Below are 22,677 nucleotides of genomic sequence, written 5' to 3' on the forward strand. Positions count from 1 at the left end.
GCCCGGCCGTGAACCGCCTCCCGGAGCCGACCCCGAGCGCCGCCGCCGTCAGCCGCAGCGGGCCGCTGACCTGGGTCCAGCAGTGGCACTGGTTCGAGCGCACCGTCCCCGCACGACGGCGGGTGAACCCGACGCCGCTCGCCGACCACTGCCACGTCCCGCCCCCGGCCACCGTCGCCGACGTCCACGCGGCACTCGCGGCCCTGACCGCCCGTCACGAGGCGCTGCGCACCACGGTCGACCCGCTCCGCCCGGTCCAGCACGTCCACCGCGCGGACTGGGCCCCGCTGCCGGTCGACCACCTCGACGTCCGCGCCGTCGATGCCGGCACCCTGGAGGCCGCCACCGCGGCGCTGGCCGCCCGTCCGATCGATCCCGAGCGGAATCCGCCCTGGCGCGCCAGGGTGCTGATCGAGGCAGGGAGGCCGCGTGCGGTCCTGCTGGCCGCCCACCACGTCCTGATCGACGGGTGGGGGCTGGCGGTGCTGATCAACCAGCTGCACGACCAGCTGCACGGCGTCAACGCACCGGCGGAGGCATCCGTGCACCCGCTCGACGCGGTCGCCGCCCAGCGGCCGGAACGCGCCCGCGCGGCGGAGCGCGAGTGGCTCACGCGGCTCGCGGGCAACCCGACCGGTGTGCTGGCCCCGTTCGGCGGGACGGACAACGGCGCCGGGCGCCACCGCCTCCAGCACCGCTCGGCGGGCGCGTACGCCGACCTCGCACGCGTGGCCCGGCGTCATCGGGTCAGTCCGGAGGTCGTGGTGCTCGCGGCGCTGGCCCACGACGTCGCCACCCGCACCGGCGAACTCCGCTTCCTCGCGTCGGTGGTGGTCTCCAACCGGGCCCGGGCCGCGCTGCGGAACAGCGTCGACGTCCGGGCCCTGACGGTTCCGGTCCAGATCGACCTCCGCCCCGGCGCGGCGTTCGGCGAGGTGGTCGCCTCGGTCGCCGCCGCCTCCGCCGCCGCCTACCGGCACGGCCAGTGGCGCCCCGCGGACCTGGTCGCCGCCCAGGCGCGCATGGACCGCCACCGCGGTGTCGTGACCGTACCGACCATCGAGTACAACTGCTACTCGTGGCCGCGCGACTACCTGGTCCCCGGGTACCTGGCCCCCGCGCACGACACTGCGCCGGACGCGTCCGCGACCTGGATCCGCAGCGCGCCCGACGAGCCCTGCGACACGCTCTACGTCGACCTCGCCCTCGACGCGGGGGTCGTCACCCTCGACGTCACCGTCGGGGACCACCTGCTCGACGCCGGGCAGGCCGTGGCGTTGCCCGTCCGTCTGTGCGCCTTCCTGCGCGCGCTCGCCGACGGTGCCGACTGCCCGGTTCCGGCGCGCCCGCTCTCGCCGGCCGCCTCCGGGTGGTGGCGCGCCCCGCAGGGCTGGGTGTGCCCGGCCAGGGTCGAGGACGTGTTGCGCGGCCATCCCGGAGTACTCAACGTGACGGTGTCGCCCAGCGGGGATGCCGTGGGGGAAGGCGAACCGCACCTCGTCGCACGCGCCCGCACCGCCCCCGGTGTCACCCCCGGCGAGTTGCACCGCCACGTCCTGGACCACCTCGACGAAGTGCCCGGCATCGCGGCCCCGGGCCGCTACGTGCTGTCCCGCACCGCCACCACCGACGCCACCAGCACCACCGGCACGGGAACGCCACGCATCCCGTCGCGCCGGCCCGTGACGGGCGCCGAACGGGCGCTGGCCGCCGCCGTGGCCGCTGTCGCACCCGACGGTCCGCCGGGCGGCTCCTCCGACGGCCCTGACGCGGTGGACATGAACCGTTGCCTCGCCGACCACGGCGTCACCCTGGTCGCCGTCCCTCGCCTCCTGTCGCTGCTCCACCGGTTCGGCTTCACCGGGATAGCGCCGGACGAGCTCGCCGGAACGGCCTCGCTCGGCCACCTCGCCACCGCCCTGGAGCCCTCACCGCCCCGCGCCCATCGCGGAGGAGAAACCGCGCCTTGACATCCTCCCCGCCCTGAAGGACGGGGATTCCCCTCAGCCTCGCGGCTGAGCCGCTGCGCGTGAGCGCGGCGGTGGGACCACTTCCTGCTTCATCGACGACCGCCCGCCCGGAGTGCTCCGTTGAGGTCTTACACCGTCTCCACAGGCTGCAACCGCCAGTCCGGCGGCCAGAATGTTGATCGCCGCGTTGACGTCCCGGTCATGGGTCGTCCCGCAGTCACACGTCCACTCGCGAACGTCGAGCGGCATCCTGCCCCGCAAGGTGCCACACGCCGAACACAGCTTGGACGAGGGGAACCAGCGGTCCACGACCACCAGATCCCGCCCGTACCAGTCGGCCTTGTACTCCAGCATGGACCGCATCTCACTCCAGCCCGCGTCACTGATGACGCGGGCGAGCGTCCGGTTCTTGAGCATGTTCCGGACGGCCAGATCCTCGATCACGATCGTTTGGTTCTCACGAACGAGTCGGGTGGTGAGCTTGTGCAGGAAGTCCCTGCGCCGGTCGGCGATCCGGGCATAAGCCCTGCCGACCTTCAACCGGGCCTTGGCCCGGTTCGCCCCGTCGCCCCTGGCCTTGCGGGCAAGGTTGCGCTGGGCCCTGGCGAGGCGTTCGCGGTCCTTGCGCTCGTGCCTCGGGTTGGTGATCCTCTCTCCGGTGGAGAGCGTCACCAGCGCGGTGATACCGGCGTCGATGCCCACGGCCCTGTTGACCGGCTCGGGCATGGCGGGCCCGTCGACGCACAGCAAGGAGACGAACCAGCGCCCCGCCGCGTCCAGCGACACGGTGACCGTGGTCGGCACCACCCCGTCCGGCAGAGGACGGGACCACACGATGTCAAGCGGCTGACGCATCTTCGCCAGCGTGAGCCGACCGTCCCGGTACCGGAACGCCGAGCTGGTGTACTCGGCGCACTTGCGGGACTTCTTCCGCGACTTGAACGTCGGGTACCCGGCCCGCTTCTGCCAGAAGTTGGCGAACGCCCCCTGCAAGTGCCTGAGCGCCTGCTGCAACGGGACGCTGGACACCTCGCAGAGGTAGGCCAGCTCCTCGACCTTCTTCCACGCCGTCAGCATCGCCGAGGTGGCGTTGTAGCCGACCCGCTCCTGACACAGCGTCCACGCCTCCGTGCGGGCCTGCAACGCCATGTTGTAGACCTTCCGCACACACCCGAACGTGCGCGACAGCTCAGCCGCCTGCGCATCGGTGGGATAGAAGCGGTACTTGAACGCCCGCTTCACATGGGTGACCGCCACAGAGCACACACTAGCGCCACCGCGTGCGACCACGTGACGGATCATCACCTACCAGGACCGCACACCGCCTCGACGGCACACCGCCCACCCCTGGCCCTCCCCCAGCCCTCGACAGGCGGTACCCCCATCACGAGCGATCCATTTCCTCCCCCGGCCAACGCCAGGGGTATCCACGGAGGCATCCGATGACCGCGTCCCGCACCGCCGGCCCGTCCGCGGACCGCCTGGCCCCGTGGGCCTTCGCCGCCTTCGTCGAGGCGAACACCCACGACACGGCGTACCGCCCGCCGGTGGTGGACGGCCCCGTCGGGCCGACCATCGTCCGCAACGGCCGCGAGCTGGTGAACTTCGCCAGCATCAGCTTCCTCGACCTGGAACGCCACGTCCCGGTACGGCGTCATTTCGCGGAGGGGGCGCTCGCCCACGGCCTGAGCACCAGCGGATCCAGGATGACCCAGGGAATCTGCCGCCCGCACCAGGTGCTGGAGGAGACGATCGCCCGTCACACCGGCAAGGAACGAGCCATCAGCTTCGCCACGGGGCTCCTGGCCAACATCGGGTTCGTCCACGCCATGAGCAGTTCCGCGCACTTCGACGCCGGGATCGAGGTGCGCAACCACGACACCGTGTTCGTCGTCGACCGCGACGTCCACTGGAGCATCTGGAAGGGCCTCCAGGGGCTCGGCTACGGCCGCAACGTCCACGCGTTCCGGCACAACGACGTCTCCGACCTGGCCCGCGTCCTGGAGCGGGTCCGCACCCACAAGACCGTGGTGATCGCCGAGAGCATCTACTCGGCCGACGGCACCATGGGGCCGATCGTGGAGATCCTCGACGAGTGCGACCGGCACGGCGCCGTCAGCATGATCGACGACGCGAACGGCTTCATGGTCTACGGGCCCGAGAACCGCCCCTACGCCCGGGAGGCGGCCGCGATCCGGGAGCGGGCCGACTTCGTCATGGTGTCGCTGTCGAAGGCCATCGGTCTGGAGGGCGGCGCGATCGCCGGGCCGGCGGCGGCCATCGACGCCTTCGAACTGCTCTCCGGCACCTCGATGTTCACGGCCGCCATCCAGCCGCCGACCGCCTACGCCGCCGACCGCACGATCGGCGTCCTCGCCGGCACTCCGGGGATCGTCGACGACTACCTGGCGCATGCCGCCCGCCTTCGCCGGCAGATGCACGAGGCCGGCACGGCGACGACGCCGACCGAGTCGTACATGCTCTCGGTGCCGATCGGGAGCGACGCCGCCGCCCTGCAGATACGGGAGTGGTTCGTCGAGGACGGCTACCTCGTCCCCGTCTTCTCCTACCCTGCCGTCTCACGGAACCAGGCGCTCCTGCGCCTGTTCCCGCACGCGGGCCACACCGAGGAGCAGATGGACGGCTTCCTGCGCACCCTCGTCGCCTACCGGCGCCGCCTCGGGCTCTGACGTCCCCATCCGCGCTCGCCCCACCGACCGATGATCAACGCCGACCCCATCCCCATCCCCAGAGGGAGGAACCCGTGGTGGACAACAACGACATCCTCAACGCCATTGCCGAGATCGTCGAGGAGGTCCTCGGCATCGACTCCGCCGAGGTGAGCGCCGAGACCTCGTTCACCGACGACCTCGACGTCGACTCCCTGGCCATGATGGAGATCGCCGTGGCGGTCGAGGACAGGTTCGAGGTGAAGATCCCGGACGACCGGGTCTCGGGGTTGAGGACCGTCGGCGACGCGGTGAACTACGTCGCCGCGCACCGGTGACCGCCGCCGGGACGGCTCCTCCCCACGCGGCTCGCCTGGAGGTCGGGCGGCGATGAGCGTCCTCGATCTTTTCCGGCTCGACGGCCGCGTCGCCGTGATCACCGGCGCCTCCTCCGGGCTGGGCGTCGCCTTCGCCACCGCGGTGGCGGAGGCCGGCGCCGACATCGTCCTCGGGGCGCGGCGCACCGAGCGGCTGGAGACCGTGCGCGCGGCCGTCGAGAAGCTCGGCCGCCGGGCCGTCGCCGTACGCACCGACGTCACCGAGCCGCAGGACTGCCGCAGGCTGGTCGACGCGGCCGTGCAGGCCTTCGGACGGGTGGACATCCTCGTCAACAACGCCGGGATCAGCAGTGAGCGACCCGCGACGGAGGAGACCCCGGAGCAGTTCCGCGAGGTCATCGACACCAATCTCAACGGCGCCTACTGGATGGCCCAGGCCGCGGGCGCGGTGATGCTGCCCGGCAGCTCCATCGTCAACGTCTCGAGCATCCTCGCCCTGGTCACGGGCGGGCTGCCGCAGGCCGCCTACTCGGCGTCGAAGGCCGGGATCCTCGGGCTCACCCGCGATCTCGCCCAGCAGTGGACCCCCGGCAGGGGCATCCGCGTGAACGCCCTCGCGCCGGGCCTCTTCACCTCCCCGATGACCGACGGCTACGCCGAGGGCTACCTGGAGGCGGTGATGCCGCGGGTGCTCTCAGGCCGCATCGGGCGGCCCGAGGAGCTCGCCGCGGCCCTGGTCTTCCTCGTCTCCGACGCGGCGTCCTACATCACCGGCACCACCCTGACGGTCGACGGGGGCACCCACATCGCATAGTGACACCCAGCGCCCGGACCCGTCGGCGCTGCCGGTGGGCCGCCGCCACGCCATGGCCGACGCCCCGCACCCGAGCCCCGGAGAGCCACCGATGACGACGGAGCCGACCGCCCCGCCCCTTCCGCGCGAACCGCTCGGCGATTCGCACCTACGCCGCCTGATCGTGGGTCAAGGGCTGGCGGCCGTGGTCGATGCGCTGTTCATCGTCTGGCTCACGCTCTTCGTGCTCGACCTGTCGGAACCCGGAATCGCCACGGGACTGGTCCTCGTGGCCGTGGCGCTGCCGCGAGCGGTGCTCCTGCCTCCTGCGGGAGTACTGGTCGACCGCCTCGGCCCCGCCCGTGTCGTGGCCAGTGCCGCCTGGCTGCGGGTCGCCGTCCTGCTCGCCCTCGGCGCCCTGGTCACCTTCACCTCACCGTCGTTGACGACGGTCGCGCTGCTCGGCGGACTGCTCGGCGCCGCCGACGCCGCCTACTTCCCGGCGGCCCTGGCGCTGCTCCCCGCCGTCGTGCCGACCGACAAGCTCTCCCGGGTCAACGGGCTGGTGCAGGGCGCGGAGTCGGGGGGCGACCTGGTCGGCCCGGCGGTGGCCGCCGGATGCATCGCCGCGGTCGGCTTCGCCGCGACGCTCGGCGGGATCGCGGCGATGGCCGCGGTGGCCGCCGTCGTCCTCAGCACGCTGATCCGCGTGGTGCGACGCGGCGAAGGTCCCGGGGACGACGCCGGACCGGCCGCCGTCGACGGCGAGCAGTTCAGCAGTGCGCGTGCCCTCGGCGTGGGCCTGCGGTACACCTGGCACGAACCACTGGTGCGGGGGATGCTCGCAGCCATCGCCCTGATCAACATCGCGGTCGTGGGCCCCGTGCTCGTGGGCGGCGCGGTGCTCGCCGATCAACGCCTCGGCGGCGCGGGATCTCTGGGCGTCGTGCTCTCCGGTTTCGGTGCCGGCTCACTGGCCGGCTCACTGATGGCCGGCTGGCGGCCGCCCGTCCGACGCGGCCGGACCGTGGTCGGCGGTGTCGCGGCGATCGGCGCCGGCATGGCCGGACTCGCCGCCGTCACCCATGTCGTCACCGCGACGGCGGTCGTCTCGCTGATCGGCCTCGGATCCGGGTTCCTCGGAGTGGTGGTCGTGGCCACTCTGCAGGAGCGGGTGCCCGAGCAACTGCTGGGCCGAGTGCTCAGCCTCGTCGTGCTGGCCACGGTGGCGTTCGACCCGTTCTCCTACGTGATCGCCGGCGCCCTGCTCCCCTTCGGCACGACGACACTGTTCCTGGTCTGCGGCAGCGCCGTCCTGGCGTGCGCCGGCCTGGTCGCCACGAGCCCGGCGATCCGCTCCCTGCGCTGACCGTGACGATCGCCGGTCGTCCGCCGGTCACCGGGCCCGGCCGAGGCCCCCGTCGGGCTCGGCGAAGATCTGCGCGCGGTCGCGGCACCTGGGTCGAGGCGGGACTCTTCGAGTGAAAAACCGGAGCAAGGTCGCCTGAGCGGCGCTTCGCCGACTATTGAACGCTCTTCCGACCATATGTTTAACTCCGGCGCTCACAGCGGCGGTGCCCGTGCCCGGAGTGCAATTCCCACGTGCCACAGACCACGAAGCCAAGAGGAACAGCCATGCGCACCACCCGCCGCGCTCTCGCCGCTTCCATCGCGGCGGCCTCCGTCTCGGCCTTCGGCCTGGCCCTGCTCTTCACGGGCGGGACGTCCCAGAGTTCCGATGCCACGCAGGTCCGCACGGTCAACGCCCTCGGCGCCTCGCAGAGCGAAGCCGAATCATCCTGGTCACCCTCCACCGGTCCGGACTCGGACGATTTGGTGCCCCGCTGCTTCAGCTACGGCGGCCCCTACTGCGGCTGGGTGCGAGCCTACTGGGGCGGCTGCGACAGGGACTGGGGCCTGAGCTACGGCTTCAAGGACCCTGACGTGCTCTGCCCCCACGACCCCCGCCCGAGCCCGTCGGCCGCGGCCAGTCCCTCCGCCACACCGAGCGCCTCGGCCAAGCCCAGCCCCTCGGCCAAGCCCAGTTCCTCAGCCTCACCCAGCCCCTCCGCCACGCCCAGCAGCGCTCGGCCACTGCCGGCCCCTCAGCCATCCCCGAGCCGCTTGGACGAGCTCAGCCCCTCCGCCACGCCGAACCGCTCGGACGAGCTGAGCCCCTCGGCCACACCCGCTTCCCCGGCCGTACCCAGCCCGTCGGCCGAGCTCAGCCCCTCGGCCGTGCCCAGTCTCCCGGCCACGCCCGCTTCCCCGGCCGCACCCAGTGCTCCGGGCGAGCTCAGCCCCTCGGCGGAGCCCAGCCCCTCCGCCGGAAGCAGCAGCTCCTTCTGATGGCCCCCGTCGGGCCGCAGCCGCGCCATGGCGCTGGGCGAGGCTGACTACGGCCGGCACGCGCGGGCGGCGGAGATCCTTCTGGACAACGCGCTGCCGGCCACGGACTGACGACGGCACCCACACCTACAGCGCCGACAGCACGACCGTCCCTGCGGAGCGGACCGACTGGAGACGCGGTTCGCGGCGTCGACGTGGAACCAGAACGACTGATGATCACCCCGAGGGCGGCGGTAGTGCCGCCCCGGGGCTCGATCGGGGATCAGCGGCGGGTCTCGACCTTCAGGTCGCCGTGGGTCACCGCGCGCATCCTGTCGCTGGCGAGCAGGTCGTGCGGGAAGCCGAGTTCGATCGCGCTGGCCTCGTCGAGGCGGGCCAGTTGGGCGGCCGTGAAGTCGACCTCCAAGGCACCCAGATTGTCCTCCAGCTGTGCGAGGGTGCGGGCACCGATGAGCGATGCCGTCACATCCGGGTTCTGCAGGGTCCAGGCCAGCCCGACCTGCGCGGTTGTGCGGCCCAGCTCCGCGGCGACCTCCTTCACGACATCAGCGATGTCCAAGTTGCGTTCGGTGAGCCCACCGTTGGCGATAGTGAAATTCCTACGGGTGCCGTCGTCGACCGCAGTGTTCGTCGCGGTCAGGTCGTCGCGGCTGTACTTGCCGGTGAGTACCCCGCCGGCAAGCGGCGAGTACGGCACCACGCCCAACCCCATCTCGCGTGCCATCGGGATCAGGTCACGTTGCCCGGTACGCTCGATCAGGTTGTACTCGATCTGCAGGGCGACCAGCGGCGACCAGCCGCGCAGGTCCGCGATCGCCTGCATGCGCGACACCTGCCAGGCCGGGGCGTTGGAGATCGCCACGTACAAGACCTTGCCCTGCCGGACCAGATCATCCATGCCACGCAGGATCTCCTCGACCGGTGTCGTGAAGTCCCACACGTGCAGGTAGAGCAGATCGATGTAGTCCGTGTTCAGCCGTCGCAGACTGGATTCCACCGACGCGAACAGGCTCTTGCGGTGAGGACCCCCGGAATTCGGGTCGCCGGGCCGGCGCAGCGTGGTGTATTTCGTTGCCAGCACCAGGCTTTCGCGGTTGTCGCGGGTGAATTCACCCAGCAGACGCTCGGAGCTGCCATTGGTGTAGGTGTTGGCGGTGTCGACGAAGTTGCCGCCGCGCTCGACGTAGAGGTCGAGCAGCTTACGCGCCTCGTCCTGCTCGGTACCCCAGCCCCACTCGGTGCCGAAGGTCGCCGCGCCCAGCGCCAGCGGCGAGACCCGCAGCCCTGAGCGGCCCAGCAGCCGGTAGCTGTCGAGGGTGAGCGACATCGTGTCCTCCTGTGCTTGTCATCCGTTGTCGAGAACAAGTCTGTGACCGCCGCGAGCCGGGGATACTGACTTCGGCGCGCCAGGGTGAACTGTCCTGGTTTGCCTGACGAGTTCGGTGTGGTGGCTGTATCCGATGGTGTGTGAGATACGCGGATGGGGGCGGGCTGACCGCCTCAGGACGGCTGCGCCGGGAGACGGTGCGGATGCAGGCGGCCGAGCTGTTCGAGCAGGAGGTCAAGCCGGCAGAGGTGGCCCGGCGCCTACGGGTGAGTGTGAAGTCGGCCTACCAGTGGCACCAGTTGTGGCGCGACGGCGGGGTCGAGGCGCTGGCATCACGCGGCCCGGGTGGGTCACGGTGCCGCCTGTCCCCGCGATGCCTGGAGAAGCTCGCCGCGTATCTGGACCAGGGCCCGGCCGCACACGGCTGGGTGGAGGACCAGGTGTGGACTGCTTCGCGGGTGGCCACGCTGATCGGGCGGACGTTTCACGTCTCGTACAGCGTCTCGGGCGCTACACGGCTGATGCACAGACTCGGCTTCACTCCGCAGATGCCCGCGAGACGGGCCGCGGAACGTGACGAGCAGGCCGTGACCGCGTGGACGGAGGTGACCTGGGCGGAGGTAAAAGAGCCCGGGCGGACTGCGACGGGTGGGTCTGCTTCGAAGACGAGGCCGGCTTCACGCGCAGGCCGCCCCGTGGACGCACCTGGGGACGGCGGGGCATCACCCCTGTCGTGAAGGTCTCCGGCAGCCGCTCCGGACGTGTCTCGGTCGCTGGGCTGATCGCCGTGCGGCCGGGTTCCCGGACCAGGCTGTCCCACCGCATCCGGCGGCACACCGGTCGCAAGGGCGAGCGGCGGAGCCTGTCCGAGCGCGACTACATCGGCCTGATCGACGGAATCCACCATCTGGTGAAGGCGCCGATCGTGCTGGTCTGGGATCGGCTGAACACCCATGTCTCCCACGTGATGCGCGAGTTGGTCGCCGCCAGGAACTGGCTGACCGTATACATCCTGCCCGCCTACGCGCCGGACCTGAACCCCGTGGAGTGGCTCTGGGCGCACGTCAAGCACAGCCTGGCCAACCTCTCCTCGGTCGCCGTGGACCGTCTCGAAGCCCTCGTCCGCAACCGGCTCAAACGGCTCCAGTACCGCCCCGACATCCTCGACGGCTTCCTCGCCGGGACCGGCCTCTCCCTGGACCTGCCACCACCATCACCCTGAAACGCCGAAGTCAGTAAGGGAAGGAGTTTCCTGGGAACACCAGTCCTACCCTGGCTGTTGGACCGAGCATGACGACCCGCACCGTGGACACGACGAAGGAGCTGGCCGCGTTCCTGCGGACCCGGCGCGAGCGCCTGGACCCGAAGGACTTCGGCCTGCCGTCGCGTCAGCAGGCCCGGCGGACCCCGGGACTGCGTCGTGAAGAGGTCGCCGAACTGGCCGGGGTCAGCATCGACTACATCGTGCGGCTGGAACAGGCCCGGGGACTGCGGCCCTCAGCGAACGTGGTGGAGGCGTTGGCCCGTGCGCTGCGCCTGGCCCCCGACGAACGCGCCTACCTCTTCAACCTGGCCCAACAGCGCCCCCGCAACGCCGACAAGCCCGCCACCACTGCAGCGCCCCCGCTGGCCCGGCTGGTCGCCGACCTGTCGCCGCTGCCGGCCATGCTGATGAACCACCGCTACGACATCCTGGCCTGGAACGGCGAAATGGCGAGGCTGCTGCTGGATTTCGACACCCTGCCGCCGTCGCAACGCAATGCCATGTGGCTGTGCCTGGTACACCCGGAAATACGCGCGTTCTACGTCGACCGCGAGCGCGTCGTGCGGGAGGGAATCGCCCACCTGCGCGCAGCGTGGGCCGCGCACCCGGAGGACCGGGCGTTGATCGACCTCATCACCGAATGCACCACCCGTAACGAGGAATTCGCGCGCTTGTGGGCCGAGCGGGACGTGAAGGTCAACGGCCGCGGAGCCAAGGTGTTGCGGCATCCGGACGCAGGTGTGATCGCCGTGAACTTCGAAGTGCTTGTGCCGCTCCAAGATCCGGACCAGCGGTTGATGATCTGCCGCGCCGCGGACGATGAGAGCCGGTCGGCATTGAACCGGTTGTGCTCACGGTGACGTCGAACCCTCGCGTTCCGGCAGCTCGCTCTGTCCCGGCTCGCCGCCCAGCACCTGGAGATCGAACGCCTACGCGCCGGCCACCCCGCACCGCAACAGGGCCCGGCTCTCGGGGCCCTGCGGTCGGCGCCTGACCGGCCCAGCGGCAGCTGCGTCCGGTGCGGACCGTCGTGCTCCGGGCAGCCTCCGCAGCCGCCCGCCCGCAGGAGCCGCACGCGGGGCCGCGCCGCACGGCCCCGGCCGGCGAGCACCGGCTCGCTCCAGGTTCGCCAATTGCCCTGCCCGTCAACGGGTTTGGCGTATACCGTCGCATTGGACGGTGAATCCGCGCGCCCACCCGTCCACCGGCCGCCTCCGCGGAGCGGCCAGTCCTGTGACCTCCGGTCTCCCATCACGACAAGGAGCAGCAGCCATGGCAAACGCGAGCACTTCCGGAACCGGTCCGCAGCCCGCGGGCCTCGCGCAGGGCGTCATCGCCACGGTGGTGGGCGGCGGGAATCACGTGGACATCCCGGCCGACAGGCTCGCCGCCCAGGTCATGCTCGGCCATGCGTCGCGCCCGGCGGTGGACAAGGACGGGAACCTGTACTACCCCGACCAGCTCCGGCACTGGGTCTGCAAGGTGACCCCCCAGGGCGCCGTCACCACGGTCGCCGGCACCGGCGCCGCCGGGTACACGCCCGACGGTGGCCCCGCCGCCGCCGCGAAGCTCAACTTTCCCGAAGGCGTGGCGGTTGACGACGCCGGCAACGTCTACATCGCCGATCAGCTCAACCACATGGTACGCAAGGTGAGTACGGCGGGCGTCATCTCCAGGGTCGACGCCCCCCAGATCAGGGTGCCGGCCGACGTGGCGGTGGACGCCGACGGCAGCCTCTACATCGCCGAGTACGGCGGCCACCGCATCAGCAAAGTCGATGCCAAGGGCGTCGTCACCACCATCGCGGGCAACGGGCAGGCCGGATTCGCGGGCGACGGTGGACCCGCCACCGCCGCAAGGATCAACAGTCCCATCGGTGTGGCCGTGGACGGCGGCGGAAACGTGTACATCGCGGAGTACGCCGGACACCGCGTCCGCAAGGTCGCCCCGGACGGCGTCATCACCACCGTCGCGGGCGACGGCATCGCCGGGTACGCGGGCGACGGCGGGCCCGCGACGGCGGCCCGGCTCTACTCGCCGGGCGGGGTCGTCCTGGACAGGACGGGCAACCTCTACATCGCGGATACCGACAACGCTCGCATCCGCGGGGTGACGTCCGCCGCCACCACCGGCTCCGCGTGGCAGGACACCCCCCTGCGCGTCACCCAGACGAACGTGCCCCGGGCCTTCCCCGACCAGCCCACCGTCTTCAACCTGGAGATCCACTCCCTGAGCAACCAGCCGGTCAACCCCGGCACCATCGAGCAGCGCTTCACCGCCCCCACCGGCTTCGCCTTCACCGGCACCGCCTCCTACGGCTACCACTACGTCCGGCCCGCCGCCGCCGGAACCCTCGACACCCACCTCGAAGACGACGGCAGGACCCTCGTCGCCCTCTTCAACCCGCACGTCAACACCGGGAGCACGGACCGGAACGTGCTGATCTACACCATCGGCATCCGCGCCCTGCCCGATGCACAGCCCGGCACCTACGACGACGGGACGATCGCCGTCGGGGGCCTGCTCGTCCTGCCACTGACCGCTACGGTCGACTGATCGGGCACAGGAGACGAGGCAGGCCTCGGCCCGGGTCCTGCCCCGACCTCCCGACCGGCACCCTGTCGTAACCCGCACGGCCGCGTCCGGACCTGCTCGGGTCCGGACGCGGCCGCCGCCGAGCGCCGCCACCCCGGCCCGATGTCGTAGTCGCCGACCGGGCCTGCTCTTCCCGCGCCATCCGCCTGCACCTGAGCCGGCGCGACATTCTCGCGTCGGCCTGGTTGGTGGGTCAGCTGGTGGGGGTGCCGACGATGTTGGTGAGGTCGACGGTGGCCCACTGGCCGTTCGGCTGGAGGGCGGTGAGGTTGATGTGGCCGCCGTCGGTCGAGCCGCGGGAGTAGAGAGCGAGGGTGCCATCGGAGTCGGTGGTGGCACTGACGGCCCCGTCCGTCACCGGAGTGCCGACCTTGGTGGTGAGGTCTGTGGTCGCCCACTTGTCGGCGGTGTCCTTGTAGGTGATCTGGAGGTGGCCATTGGCCGCGTTCGCACTGACCACGCCGGTGACACCGTTCTTCATGGTGAAAGCGCTGGGCGCGCCGCCCGCGGAGTTCGGGGTGCCGACGACGTTCGTGAGGTCGACCGTCGCCCAGGTGCCGTTCGCATACCTGGCCGTCCCCTGGAGATGGCCGTCCGTGCTCCGGGAGTAGATCATGAGGGTGCCGTCGGAGTCGGTCGTGGCACTGACCGCGCCGTCAGTGGCAGGTGTGCCGGCCTGGTTGGTGAGGTCGGTGGTGGCCCACTGTCCGGCGGCGTCCTTGTAGGTGATCTGCAAATGGCCGTTGCCGGCATTCGCACTGGCCACACCGACGGTCCCGTTCTTCTGGGTGAACGTCGCGGGCGCCCCACCCGCCGAGACCGGGGTACCGACGACGTTCGTCAAGTCGACAGTCGCCCAACTTCCGTTCGGCTGAAGAGCAGTGAGACTCAGATGCCCACCGTCCGTCGAACCACGGGAATAGATCGCAAGCGTGCCATCAGGATCGGTGGCGGCGCGGATCGCACCGCCGGTGACCGGAGTACCGACCTGATTGGTGAGGTCACTGGTGGCCCACTTGTCATTGGCATCGCGATACGTGATCTGCAGGTGCCCGTTGGCGGCGTTGGCACTGGCCACACCGGTGACACCGTTCTTCATGGCGAAGGCGCTGGGTACGCCGCCGGCGGAGTTCGGGGTGCCGACGACATTGGTGAGGTCGACTGCCGCCCACTTGTCGGTCGGATACCTGGCAGTCCCCTGGAGATGACCGTCGACGCTACGGGTGAAGGTGTAAGCCGTACCATCGGCACCACTCACCGAACTACCGTCACCCAACGCCGGCACCCACGCCGAACCCGGCGCCGGGTCGTTGACGACGTTCTTGTAGCGCAGCGCCTTGTAGTCGCCGTTCGGGTGCGAGTCGAGCGTCGCGGCGTTGATCGAGATACCGGTCCGGTGCTTCACCGGTGTGCTGCCGAAGGAGTAGTACGAGAAGGTGGTGTGGGCGGCGTCGTCCCACTTCTCGAAGAGGATGACGTGGTCGTAGTACGAGTTCAGGATGTCGCCCGGCATCAGGTCGTTGCGGCTGATCTGGTAGGTGAAACTGTCCGCGAGGCCCTGTGTGTTGGCGCTGGTGCCGAGGTGCCAGGCCATCGAGACGTAGCCCGAGCAGTCCGTACGGTAGGAGCGGCCGGAGGAGTCCGGGTACGAGCCGCCCTGGTCGTAGTTGATGTTCTTGCCGTACCAGAACTGGGCGCGGGCGAGGATCTCCGAGCGGGTGATCTGGCCGCCGACCGAGGAGGTCGTCGCCGCGTACGAGCTCCCGGCGGTGACGGCCGTGACGACCACGGCACCGGAGGCGGCGATGGCGGCGGCGAGCGTGACGCGCAGCAGCTTGGACGTCTTCGAAGGCATGACGGTGCTCCAGCGGGGAGAGAGGGGTGGGATCGGCCGTGCGTGGTGCTCGGCACACACCGGGCCGTGACGGCTGCCCTCCAGGAGCGGCGGTCGGTGACACCTGGTCCGGTGTGCTGCCCCGGGCAGGTGCTCCCTGGCGGCGGTCACCAGTCTCACCACAGGTCAGGAGCCTCGAAAGGCCCTTGGGCAGGCCGGAACCGGCCAGGCCCGTTCCGGCCTGCCCGGATGTTCCGGCGCTCTCCTTCGCCGGACTCCGACCCCGGGCAACGGCCCCACCTCGCCGGCGACGGCGGCCGGAACCCGCCCGGCCCCGACGACAGTTCCTGCGCCGCCGGCGCCGACGCCCGGGACGCCTCCGGATGCCGAAGGGGCGACGGCTACGGCCTGATCACCTGGTGACCATTCACGAACACGTCCCCTACCGGGACCCGTCGATCCACCAGACCCTCGTGCCCGGCGTCTGCACCAACGGCACTGTCCCGCCATCGCCGGTGGCGAGGCGGGACAGGTACCGATGGCGGGTCATCCGCCCCTGCCCCGGCCGCGCCCCCGCGGCTACCGAAGTTGCCGGGGAGGGGCCCGCAGAGTGGGGCGGCGTGGGGGTGCCGGGAGCGTGGCTCAGCCGAGCGTCAACGACTTGGCGTGGGTCCGCCAGGCCTCGTCCACCGAGACGGTCTCGCCCTTGTAGCTGGGGCTCTCGTAGCCGGTGGCCTGGAATCCGGTGAACAGGTTGAACCAGCAGTTGGCGTACGGGCGCACCGAGTAGACGTGGTCCTGGAGCGGGGCGGGGATGTCGAAGGAGTAGTCGGCGGCGTTCCCGTTGTAGCAGGCGTGCGGGCCGGTGAAGGTCACCGATTGTCCGCCGAAGAAGAAGTCCTGGTAGATCGTCCCCAGGACCACCAGGTCGGAGAGGGCCGCCGGGCTGTTCAACTCCTCGGCGAACGCGCTGTCGCGGGCGGCCTCGGCGGCGGTCGGCGGAGCGTCGGCGACCCGCCCGCCGGTGGCGTAGTTGATGGCCTCCCGGTAGGTGCCGAAGCACTGCGCCTGGCCGCCCTGCGCGTTCACCACGCAGTGCCGGTTCGCGTCTCCGGCCGTCGCGGGTCGAGCGACGGCCGTGGCCGCGCCGGACAGGGACAGTGCGACCGCCGACGCCGCGAGGACGGCTCCGATGCGCTTGAGCGAGCGTGCCATGGTTGATCAACTCCTGGGTCGAGGACCGGCGCCTTTCGGCCGGTGCACGGCAACACTCTCAATCGGCTGCACGGTTCTGGCATGATCTGATCACTGCTCTATCGTGACGCGCGCTGCCGCGTGCCGACACGTGACAGTTCAGGTGAAACGCTCGGGACACGAAGTGACGCTTCGTCAACATCCGCACATATGCGGGTAATTGGCTCGGTATCGCCGACGGGGGGACATGGAGTTCAGGATCCTGGGGTCCCTGGAGGTACGGGCCGGGGCCGCTCCCGTACGGTTGGGCGGACGCCGTCAGCGGAGTCTGCTGGCGATGCTCGTGGCGCACTCGAACCGGACCGTCCCGGTCCCCCGACTGGTCGACGCGGTCTGGGACCAGGATCCTCCGGCCACGGCGGACCGCCAGATCCGCAACATGGTCGGCCTGCTGCGCCGCGCGCTCGGCACGGAGCCGGCCTCGCCCATCGTGACCGACGGCGCGGGCTACCGGCTGGTGGCGGACGACGCCCGGGTGGACCACCGCCTGTTCGCCTCCCGGGTCGCGACGGCAGAGGAGCTGGACGCGGCGCAGGCCGTCCCACGGTTGCGCGAAGCCCTGGAGCTGTGGCGCGGCCCCGCGCTGGACGGGTTGCCAGGCCTGGCCTTCGCCGCCCTCGCGGCCGGCCTGGAGGAGCAGCGGATGGCCGCGCTGGAACGGCTCTACGAACTGGAGCTGGAGGCGGGGCGGCACCGCGAGGTCGCCGCTGAACTGACCGGCCTGGTCACCGATTTCCCGCTCCGTGACCGCCTGGTGCGGCAGCTGCTGACCGCCCTGCACCGCTCCGGCCGACACAGCGACGGGCTGGAGGCCTACCGGCGCCATGCCTCCCGGCTCTCCGAGGAGCTGGGGCTGGACCCGACACCTGAGGCCCAGGCCCTCCAACGGGCCCTCCTCCTCCCCTGTCCGGCACCGACCACCCGTCCGGAGACGACCACCCGTCCGGAAGCGACCGCCCGTCCGGACCGGACCGCCTCGACCGCCGGTGTCGCCCCCGCCGCGCCCCCGGCGGACCCACGACCCGAGCAACTCCCCTCCGGCCTCTCCGTGTTCGTCGGCCGCGCCCCCGAACTGCTCGTACTGGACCGGGTGCTGACCACCGGAGAGCCCGGCGTCCGCCCGACGGCGGCACCGTGCGCCGTGATCACGGGTGCCGCCGGAGTCGGGAAGTCCGTGCTGGCGCTGCACTGGGCCCACCTCACCCGGGAGCGGTTCCCCGACGGACGGCTGTTCGCGGACCTGCGGGGCTGGTCCGCCGCCGGCCCCCGCTCCCCGCACGGGGTACTGACGGCATTCCTGCGCGCGCTCGGCGTGCCGACCGAGTCCATACCGACCCAGCTGGACGAAGCGTCCGCGCTCTACCGGTCACTGCTGGCGGAACGGCGGATGCTCGTCGTCCTCGACGACGCCGCCGACCCGGAGCACGTCAGACCACTGCTACCGGGCGGCAGTGGCTGCGCCGTCGTGATCACCAGCCGGGACCGACTCACCGGACTCGTCGCCCGCGAGGGCGCCCACCGGATCGGAATCGACACCTTCACCCCCACCGAGGGACAGGCCCTGCTCGCCCGCGTCCTGGGCGCCGGCACCGCCCAGGCGCAGCCGCAGGCCGGTGCCCGGCTGCTCGACGCCTGCGGGCACCTCCCGCTGGCGCTCGGCATCGCCGCGGCCCAGCTGCGCGACCGGCCGCAGCGTGATCTCGTCGCCTTCGCCGACGAACTGGCCTCCTCCACCGACCGCCTGGGCGCCCTGGAGGCCGACGGTGACGACCGCTCCTCCCTGCGGTCGGCCTTCGGCCTGTCCTACCGGGCGCTCGACCCCGCCGCCCGGCGCCTGTTCCGCCGCCTCGGCCTGTTCCCGGGGGTGGACATCAGCGCCCCCGTGGCCGCCACCCTGTCCACGTGCGCCGTCGACGAGTGCGAACGGCTCCTCGGCCGCCTGACCACCGCCCACCTGCTCGCCGAGCCGTCACGGGGCCGCTACCGCTTCCACGACCTGCTGAAGCTCTTCGCGGCCGAGCTGGGCACCCGCGAGGAGAGCCCGGAGGAACAGCGGGAGCTGCACGAGCGCTGGTACGCGTGGTGCCTGCACCACGCGCACGCCGCTGCCCGGGTGCTGACCCCCGGTCGGCGACAGGTCCCCCTCGGCCCGCCGCCCGAGGGCCTGCGGGTGGCCGACTTCACCGGCCCCGAGCAGGCCACCCGCTGGTGCGACGACCAGCAGGCGAACCTGCTCGCCACCGTCCACCACGCCTACGAACGCGGGGACGACGAAACGGCCTGGAAACTGCCCGCGCTGCTGTGGAGCTACCTCCACCGCACTTCGCCGCAGACCGAGGGGGTGGCCCTGGGCCGGACGGCCGTGGCCGCCGCCCGCCGCCTGGGCGACCCGAGCGCCCAAGCGCACGGCCTCAACGACCTGGGCCACGTCTGGGGCAACCTGGGCGAGCTCACCCTGTCCCGGCGGACGTTCCAGCGGGCCAGGGTCCTCGCCCACGACGCCGGCGACCGGTGCACCGAGGGCCGGGCGCTGGCCTACCTCGGCGCCTACCACTACTTCACGGGCCGCTACGCCGACGCCGGGGAGTACTACGAGCAGGCCCTCGACCTGCTGACGGCCGACGGCCCGGAGACCGACGACTGGACGGCCGACCTCTGCCGTACCAGCCTGGCCCCGACCTACCTGCTCCTGGGCCGCTACCAGGAAGCATCGGACCACGCGAGCCGCGTGCTCGCCCGGCCCAGGGCCCAGCGGAACGGGCCGATGGACTGCTCTCTGCTCAACACCCTGGCGGCGGCGCAGCACGCCCTCGGGCGGCCGGAGGAGGCGGTCGGGCACTACGAACGGTCCCTCGCCGTGAGCAGCCGTCTGACGGGCTATCCCGCCCAGCGGGCCCACGCCTTCGCGGGACTGGCCGCCGCCCACCGGGCACTGGGGTGCGAGGAGCGCTCCCGTCAGGCTTCGGACGCCGCGCACGAGATCTACGCGGAGCTGCCGGCGCACCAGCTGACCTCGAACCTGCCGATCCTGGCCGCACTGGGTTTCACTCCGCCCGCGGCGACCGACCGGCGGCGCTAGCTCCGGCCGACTGTCAGGTGCCGGAACGACGTCGGAGCCGCGTCGTGGCCAGTACTCCCAGGACCATGAGCAAACCGCCGATCGCGATCCCGATGTGCTTCGCGCTCAGCAGGCGGTTGTGCCTGCCTTCGGCCGCAGCGGAGCGCGGAGGAGGGGGGACGGTGGCCCCGGAGCTGGGGGTCGCCGACTCGGACTGGCCGTCTTGAGGACTGTCCGTTGCCTGGGGCGACGGGGAGCCGGACGGGTCGCTCCCGTCAGCGGCTCCGCCCCGGTACAGGAGGGCGCCGTCACCGCGGTCGCGGTCACCGTGGTCACCGTCGTGCCTGTCGATGCAGTGGGTGGCCGGGAAGGAGAAGACCCGTTCGTGGCGGTCGAACGCCTTCACCACGAAGAGCGGGTGCTCCCTGAAGAAGTCGCGGATCTGCCACTCGTACTGGTTGCTGGTCTGGGTGGGGTAGTTCACGTCCAAATACGTTGAAGGAGCGAAGTTGTCCCATGGTGCTGCCGGCGACGAGGGCGAGGCTGACGTGGACCCCTGGAGGACGAGAGCCTCCGGCCCGTGCCGGCCGTTCTTCAGGATGACTCTGAAGCTTTGGTCGATGAGGACGACACGGCGGGCGCTGTGGCAGTCACGCGGGGGATTGTGGTCATCGTGTCGCCCCTCCCCCACGCCGTCCCCGTCCTGGATCCACGGGGAGCCGAAGGCATGACGTGCGGACGCCTGCGCGGCGACGTCTGCCGACGGAGACGCGAGGGCGATGGCCGCGCCCGCCAGCGACGCTGCGACCCGGGGACGGCGATTCATCCAACGACCTCCATGGGTGTCGAACACGCTGGACCGCCCGCTGGGCGACGCGTCCGAGTCTCAGGAGAAGTTAAGAGGAGTCGACTCGTCACATCGTGAGCCTCCCTGGGGAGCCCTCCTTTTGTCACTCAGCCGCAGCAGTCGGTTGACGGCCCGGTCAAGCGCTGGGCCGGGCGGGGCTCACGGAGTGCGGGCTGGGTGGGCCGGCAGGGGGAGGCGCAGGAGGAAGCGGGCGCCGGTGGGAGAGTCGGCGAGGGTGAGGGTGCCGTGGTGGCGGGTTGCCAGGTCACGGGCGATGGCGAGGCCGAGCCCCGCGCCGCCGGTGTCGCGGGTGCGGGCCTCGTCGAGGCGGGTGAAGGGGGCGAAGACGCGCTCGCGGTCGGGGGCGGGGATGCCGGGGCCGTCGTCCAGGACTTCGAGGACGGCCCAGTGGCCGTCGGGGCCGTGGTCCTCGGTGAGGGTGACGGTGACGCGGTCGGCGGCGTGGCGCAGCGCGTTCTCCAGCAGGTTGCGGAGCAGGCGGTGGAGTTGGGCGGCGTTGCCGGGGACTTCCAGCGGGCGGTCGGCGTGGACGGTGATCCGGCTGGTGCCGTGCGGGAGTTCGGCGGCGACGTCGCGGGCGAGGTCGGTGAGTTCGACCCGGGTGTGGTGGGCCGGTGCGGCGACAGGCGGGCGGGCGAGCAGGAGCAGGTCGTCGGCGAGGTGCTGGAGGCGGACGGTGTCGGCGCGGGCGGCGCGGACGACGGTGGGCCAGTCGGTGCGGTCGGGGTGGGTGAGGGCGACCTCCAGGGAGGTGCGCAGTCCGGCGAGGGGACTGCGCAGTTCGTGCGAGGCGTCGGCGACGAAGCGGCGCTGGGCGGTGACGGCGTGGTCGAGCTTTTCGAGGGTCTGGTTGGTGGTGGTGGCGAGGTTGGCGATCTCGTCGGCGGTGGGTGGAACGGGGACGCGCCGGTCGAGGTGCTGGGCGGTGATGGAGGCCATCTGGGCGCGGATCGCCTCGACCCGGCGCATCGCCTGGGCGGTGACCGCCCAGGCGATGGCGGCCACCAGCAGGACGGCGAAGGGCCCGGCGACCAGCAGCAGCCGTTGGACGGACTCCTGGACGCGTTCGGCGTCCCAGGGCGGTACGACCAGGTAGGCGGTGACGGTGCGCTCGCCCCGGTCGGGTTCGCCGAAGCCGGACTGGATGGAGTAGCCGCTGATGCCGCCGGCGCTCTGCCCGTACAGGGGGAGGGCGTGGTGGGCCAGGCGGCTGGCGGTGCCGGTGGCCGGGGCGCCGAGCGTGAGGGTGCGGGAGACCTGCTCGCCTTGGGGCAGCGGTGTGAGCTGGGCGGCGACCTGGGCGCGGAAGGGTTCGAGGTCGGGGCTGACCTCCAGGAGCCGGCCGGAGTCCAGGACGAGGGCGTAGGTGCGGTCGCCGCCGAGCAGTCCGCTCGCCGGGATGCGACCGGTGCGCATGTCCGCGACCGCCACGTCGAGGCGGGCCTGCGCGGCGGTCTTCGCGTCGTCCAACTGGGAGTCGTAGAGGCTGTGGCTGAGCCAGAACGCGCCCGCGGTGAAGGCGGCAGCAGCGGCCAGGCCGGCCGCCGCCGCGGAACGGGCCCGCAGCGAGCGCAGTGAGCGCAGCAGCCGGGGCAGCCGCAGCGGCCTAGCCACGGGAGTCCAGCCGGTAGCCGGTACCGCGCACGGTGACGATGGAGTTCCGGCCGAACGGGACGTCGATCTTGCGGCGCAGCGCGCTGACGTACACCTCGACGATGTTCGGGTCGCCCTCGTAGCCGCTCTCCCAGACCTGGTCGAGGATGGTGGTCTTGGCGACGACCTCGCCGGGGCGTTCGGCCAGGCACTCCAGGACGGCGTACTCGCGGGGTGTGAGGGCGACCGGGGTGCCGGCGCGGTGGCAGGAGCGGTCGGCGGGGTCGAGGACCAGGTCGCCGACGGTCAGCGCGGGCGGGCGTTCGGCGCCGCCGCGGCGGACCAGGGCGCGCAGCCGGGCGACCAGGACCGGGTAGGAGAAGGGCTTGGCGAGGTAGTCGTCGGCGCCGGTGTCCAGGGACTCGATCTCGTCGTACTCGCCGTCCTTGGCGGTGAGCATCAGGATCGGGGTGGTGACGCCTTCCTGGCGCAGCTGGGCGCAGACCCGGTAGCCGTTGAGGCCGGGGAGCATGACGTCGAGCAGGATCGCCCGGTAGTCGCCGGTGCGCGCGTACCAGAGGCCGGAGCGGCCGTCGTGGACGACGTCCACGGTGTAGCCCTCCGCTTCGAGCCCGTCCCGGAGGGCGTCGGCCATCCGGGTCTCGTCCTCCACCACCAGTACGCGCATGCGTCTCAGCATGTCACGGGGGGTGTCGCGGTTCCTGAAGGTGCTTTCAGGCTCCTTCAGCGGATCTTCAGAGGGCG

At 71.6% G+C, this 22,677-nt stretch carries 17 protein-coding genes and 1 pseudogene; 11 read left to right on the forward strand and 7 right to left on the reverse strand.

The window, feature by feature from the left end:
• Window positions 1–8: 8 nt before the first annotated feature.
• Window positions 9–1,970 carry a condensation domain-containing protein gene (locus OG556_RS35040; RefSeq protein ID WP_331743375.1) on the forward strand — a complete coding sequence of 654 codons (1,962 nt, stop codon included), beginning with the start codon at window positions 9–11 and terminating at the stop codon, window positions 1,968–1,970.
• A gap of 33 nt (window positions 1,971–2,003) precedes the next feature.
• Here the strand turns inward: OG556_RS35040 and OG556_RS35045 are convergent, their stop codons facing one another.
• Window positions 2,004–3,227 carry an RNA-guided endonuclease TnpB family protein gene (locus tag OG556_RS35045; protein WP_331743378.1) on the reverse strand — a complete coding sequence of 408 codons (1,224 nt, stop codon included), beginning with the start codon at window positions 3,225–3,227 and terminating at the stop codon, window positions 2,004–2,006.
• A gap of 185 nt (window positions 3,228–3,412) precedes the next feature.
• Here OG556_RS35045 and OG556_RS35050 point away from each other — a divergent pair, with 185 nt between their 5' ends.
• From OG556_RS35050 to OG556_RS35070, 5 genes are all read left to right on the forward strand, one after another.
• Complete coding sequence (locus OG556_RS35050) at window positions 3,413–4,660, forward strand: aminotransferase class I/II-fold pyridoxal phosphate-dependent enzyme (RefSeq protein ID WP_331743381.1); 1,248 nt, start codon at window positions 3,413–3,415, stop codon at window positions 4,658–4,660.
• Between the two features lie 74 nt (window positions 4,661–4,734).
• A complete protein-coding gene (locus tag OG556_RS35055; protein WP_331743383.1) occupies window positions 4,735–4,977 on the forward strand; it encodes an acyl carrier protein in 243 nt (80 codons plus the stop codon).
• Window positions 4,978–5,029: 52 nt separating this feature from the next.
• Window positions 5,030–5,791 (forward strand): glucose 1-dehydrogenase, encoded by a 762-nt coding sequence (locus OG556_RS35060; protein WP_331743386.1) that lies wholly within the window; start codon window positions 5,030–5,032, stop codon window positions 5,789–5,791.
• 91 nt (window positions 5,792–5,882) lie between these two features.
• Entirely contained in the window at window positions 5,883–7,139 is a 1,257-nt protein-coding gene (locus OG556_RS35065; RefSeq protein WP_331743389.1) for an MFS transporter, read from the forward strand.
• Between the two features lie 266 nt (window positions 7,140–7,405).
• A complete protein-coding gene (locus OG556_RS35070) occupies window positions 7,406–8,119 on the forward strand; it encodes a hypothetical protein (RefSeq protein ID WP_331743392.1) in 714 nt (237 codons plus the stop codon).
• A 262-nt stretch (window positions 8,120–8,381) separates the two neighbouring features.
• On the opposite strand, the gene OG556_RS35075 is transcribed toward OG556_RS35070, so the two are convergent.
• Window positions 8,382–9,446: an aldo/keto reductase gene (locus OG556_RS35075; protein ID WP_331743394.1), complete on the reverse strand. Its 1,065-nt coding sequence runs from the start codon at window positions 9,444–9,446 to the stop codon at window positions 8,382–8,384.
• Window positions 9,447–9,610: 164 nt separating this feature from the next.
• On the opposite strand from OG556_RS35075, the pseudogene OG556_RS35080 reads away from it, so the two are divergent.
• The 4 genes and pseudogenes from OG556_RS35080 to OG556_RS35095 all read left to right on the forward strand — a co-directional run.
• Window positions 9,611–10,162 (forward strand): annotated as a pseudogene (locus tag OG556_RS35080) (winged helix-turn-helix domain-containing protein); the annotation flags it as partial.
• Window positions 10,057–10,668 (forward strand): transposase, encoded by a 612-nt coding sequence (locus OG556_RS35085; protein WP_371522728.1) that lies wholly within the window; start codon window positions 10,057–10,059, stop codon window positions 10,666–10,668. The pseudogene OG556_RS35080 and the gene OG556_RS35085, both read left to right, overlap by 106 nt.
• A 68-nt stretch (window positions 10,669–10,736) precedes the next feature.
• The gene (locus tag OG556_RS35090) at window positions 10,737–11,570 is read left to right on the forward strand and encodes a helix-turn-helix transcriptional regulator (RefSeq protein WP_331743397.1); all 834 of its coding nucleotides are present in this window, start codon (window positions 10,737–10,739) and stop codon (window positions 11,568–11,570) included.
• A 412-nt stretch (window positions 11,571–11,982) separates the two neighbouring features.
• Window positions 11,983–13,266 (forward strand): hypothetical protein, encoded by a 1,284-nt coding sequence (locus OG556_RS35095; RefSeq protein WP_331743400.1) that lies wholly within the window; start codon window positions 11,983–11,985, stop codon window positions 13,264–13,266.
• Between the two features lie 232 nt (window positions 13,267–13,498).
• Here the strand turns inward: OG556_RS35095 and OG556_RS35100 are convergent, their stop codons facing one another.
• Window positions 13,499–15,160: a hypothetical protein gene (locus OG556_RS35100; RefSeq protein ID WP_331743403.1), complete on the reverse strand. Its 1,662-nt coding sequence runs from the start codon at window positions 15,158–15,160 to the stop codon at window positions 13,499–13,501.
• 621 nt (window positions 15,161–15,781) lie between these two features.
• Window positions 15,782–16,354, reverse strand: coding sequence for a hypothetical protein (locus OG556_RS35105; protein WP_331743405.1), 573 nt, complete (start codon window positions 16,352–16,354; stop codon window positions 15,782–15,784).
• A gap of 226 nt (window positions 16,355–16,580) precedes the next feature.
• On the opposite strand from OG556_RS35105, the gene OG556_RS35110 reads away from it, so the two are divergent.
• The gene (locus OG556_RS35110) at window positions 16,581–19,472 is read left to right on the forward strand and encodes a BTAD domain-containing putative transcriptional regulator (RefSeq protein WP_331743408.1); all 2,892 of its coding nucleotides are present in this window, start codon (window positions 16,581–16,583) and stop codon (window positions 19,470–19,472) included.
• A 13-nt stretch (window positions 19,473–19,485) separates the two neighbouring features.
• Here the strand turns inward: OG556_RS35110 and OG556_RS35115 are convergent, their stop codons facing one another.
• The 3 genes from OG556_RS35115 to OG556_RS35125 form a co-directional block, all read right to left on the reverse strand.
• Window positions 19,486–19,935 carry a hypothetical protein gene (locus OG556_RS35115; protein WP_331743410.1) on the reverse strand — a complete coding sequence of 150 codons (450 nt, stop codon included), beginning with the start codon at window positions 19,933–19,935 and terminating at the stop codon, window positions 19,486–19,488.
• A gap of 522 nt (window positions 19,936–20,457) precedes the next feature.
• Entirely contained in the window at window positions 20,458–21,933 is a 1,476-nt protein-coding gene (locus tag OG556_RS35120) for a HAMP domain-containing sensor histidine kinase (protein ID WP_331743412.1), read from the reverse strand.
• The gene (locus OG556_RS35125) at window positions 21,926–22,600 is read right to left on the reverse strand and encodes a response regulator transcription factor (RefSeq protein ID WP_331743415.1); all 675 of its coding nucleotides are present in this window, start codon (window positions 22,598–22,600) and stop codon (window positions 21,926–21,928) included. The genes OG556_RS35120 and OG556_RS35125 overlap by 8 nt, the downstream gene beginning before the upstream one ends.
• Between the last annotated feature and the right edge of the window lie 77 nt (window positions 22,601–22,677).

This window comes from Kitasatospora sp. NBC_01300, assembly GCF_041435235.1.
GTDB lineage: Bacteria > Actinomycetota > Actinomycetes > Streptomycetales > Streptomycetaceae > Kitasatospora.

What these genes read in the sequence shown, in the direction of transcription:
- OG556_RS35070 (WP_331743392.1), top strand. Translation starts at nt 7,406, where the DNA reads ATGCGCACCACCCGCCGCGCTCTCGCCGCTTCCATCGCGGCGGCCTCC.
- OG556_RS35100 (WP_331743403.1), bottom strand. Translation starts at nt 15,160, where the DNA reads ATGCCTTCGAAGACGTCCAAGCTGCTGCGCGTCACGCTCGCCGCCGCC.
- OG556_RS35065 (WP_331743389.1), top strand. Translation starts at nt 5,883, where the DNA reads ATGACGACGGAGCCGACCGCCCCGCCCCTTCCGCGCGAACCGCTCGGC.
- OG556_RS35125 (WP_331743415.1), bottom strand. Translation starts at nt 22,600, where the DNA reads ATGCGCGTACTGGTGGTGGAGGACGAGACCCGGATGGCCGACGCCCTC.
- OG556_RS35075 (WP_331743394.1), bottom strand. Translation starts at nt 9,446, where the DNA reads ATGTCGCTCACCCTCGACAGCTACCGGCTGCTGGGCCGCTCAGGGCTG.
- OG556_RS35050 (WP_331743381.1), top strand. Translation starts at nt 3,413, where the DNA reads ATGACCGCGTCCCGCACCGCCGGCCCGTCCGCGGACCGCCTGGCCCCG.
- OG556_RS35060 (WP_331743386.1), top strand. Translation starts at nt 5,030, where the DNA reads ATGAGCGTCCTCGATCTTTTCCGGCTCGACGGCCGCGTCGCCGTGATC.
- OG556_RS35090 (WP_331743397.1), top strand. Translation starts at nt 10,737, where the DNA reads ATGACGACCCGCACCGTGGACACGACGAAGGAGCTGGCCGCGTTCCTG.
- OG556_RS35110 (WP_331743408.1), top strand. Translation starts at nt 16,581, where the DNA reads ATGGAGTTCAGGATCCTGGGGTCCCTGGAGGTACGGGCCGGGGCCGCT.
- OG556_RS35105 (WP_331743405.1), bottom strand. Translation starts at nt 16,354, where the DNA reads ATGGCACGCTCGCTCAAGCGCATCGGAGCCGTCCTCGCGGCGTCGGCG.
- OG556_RS35095 (WP_331743400.1), top strand. Translation starts at nt 11,983, where the DNA reads ATGGCAAACGCGAGCACTTCCGGAACCGGTCCGCAGCCCGCGGGCCTC.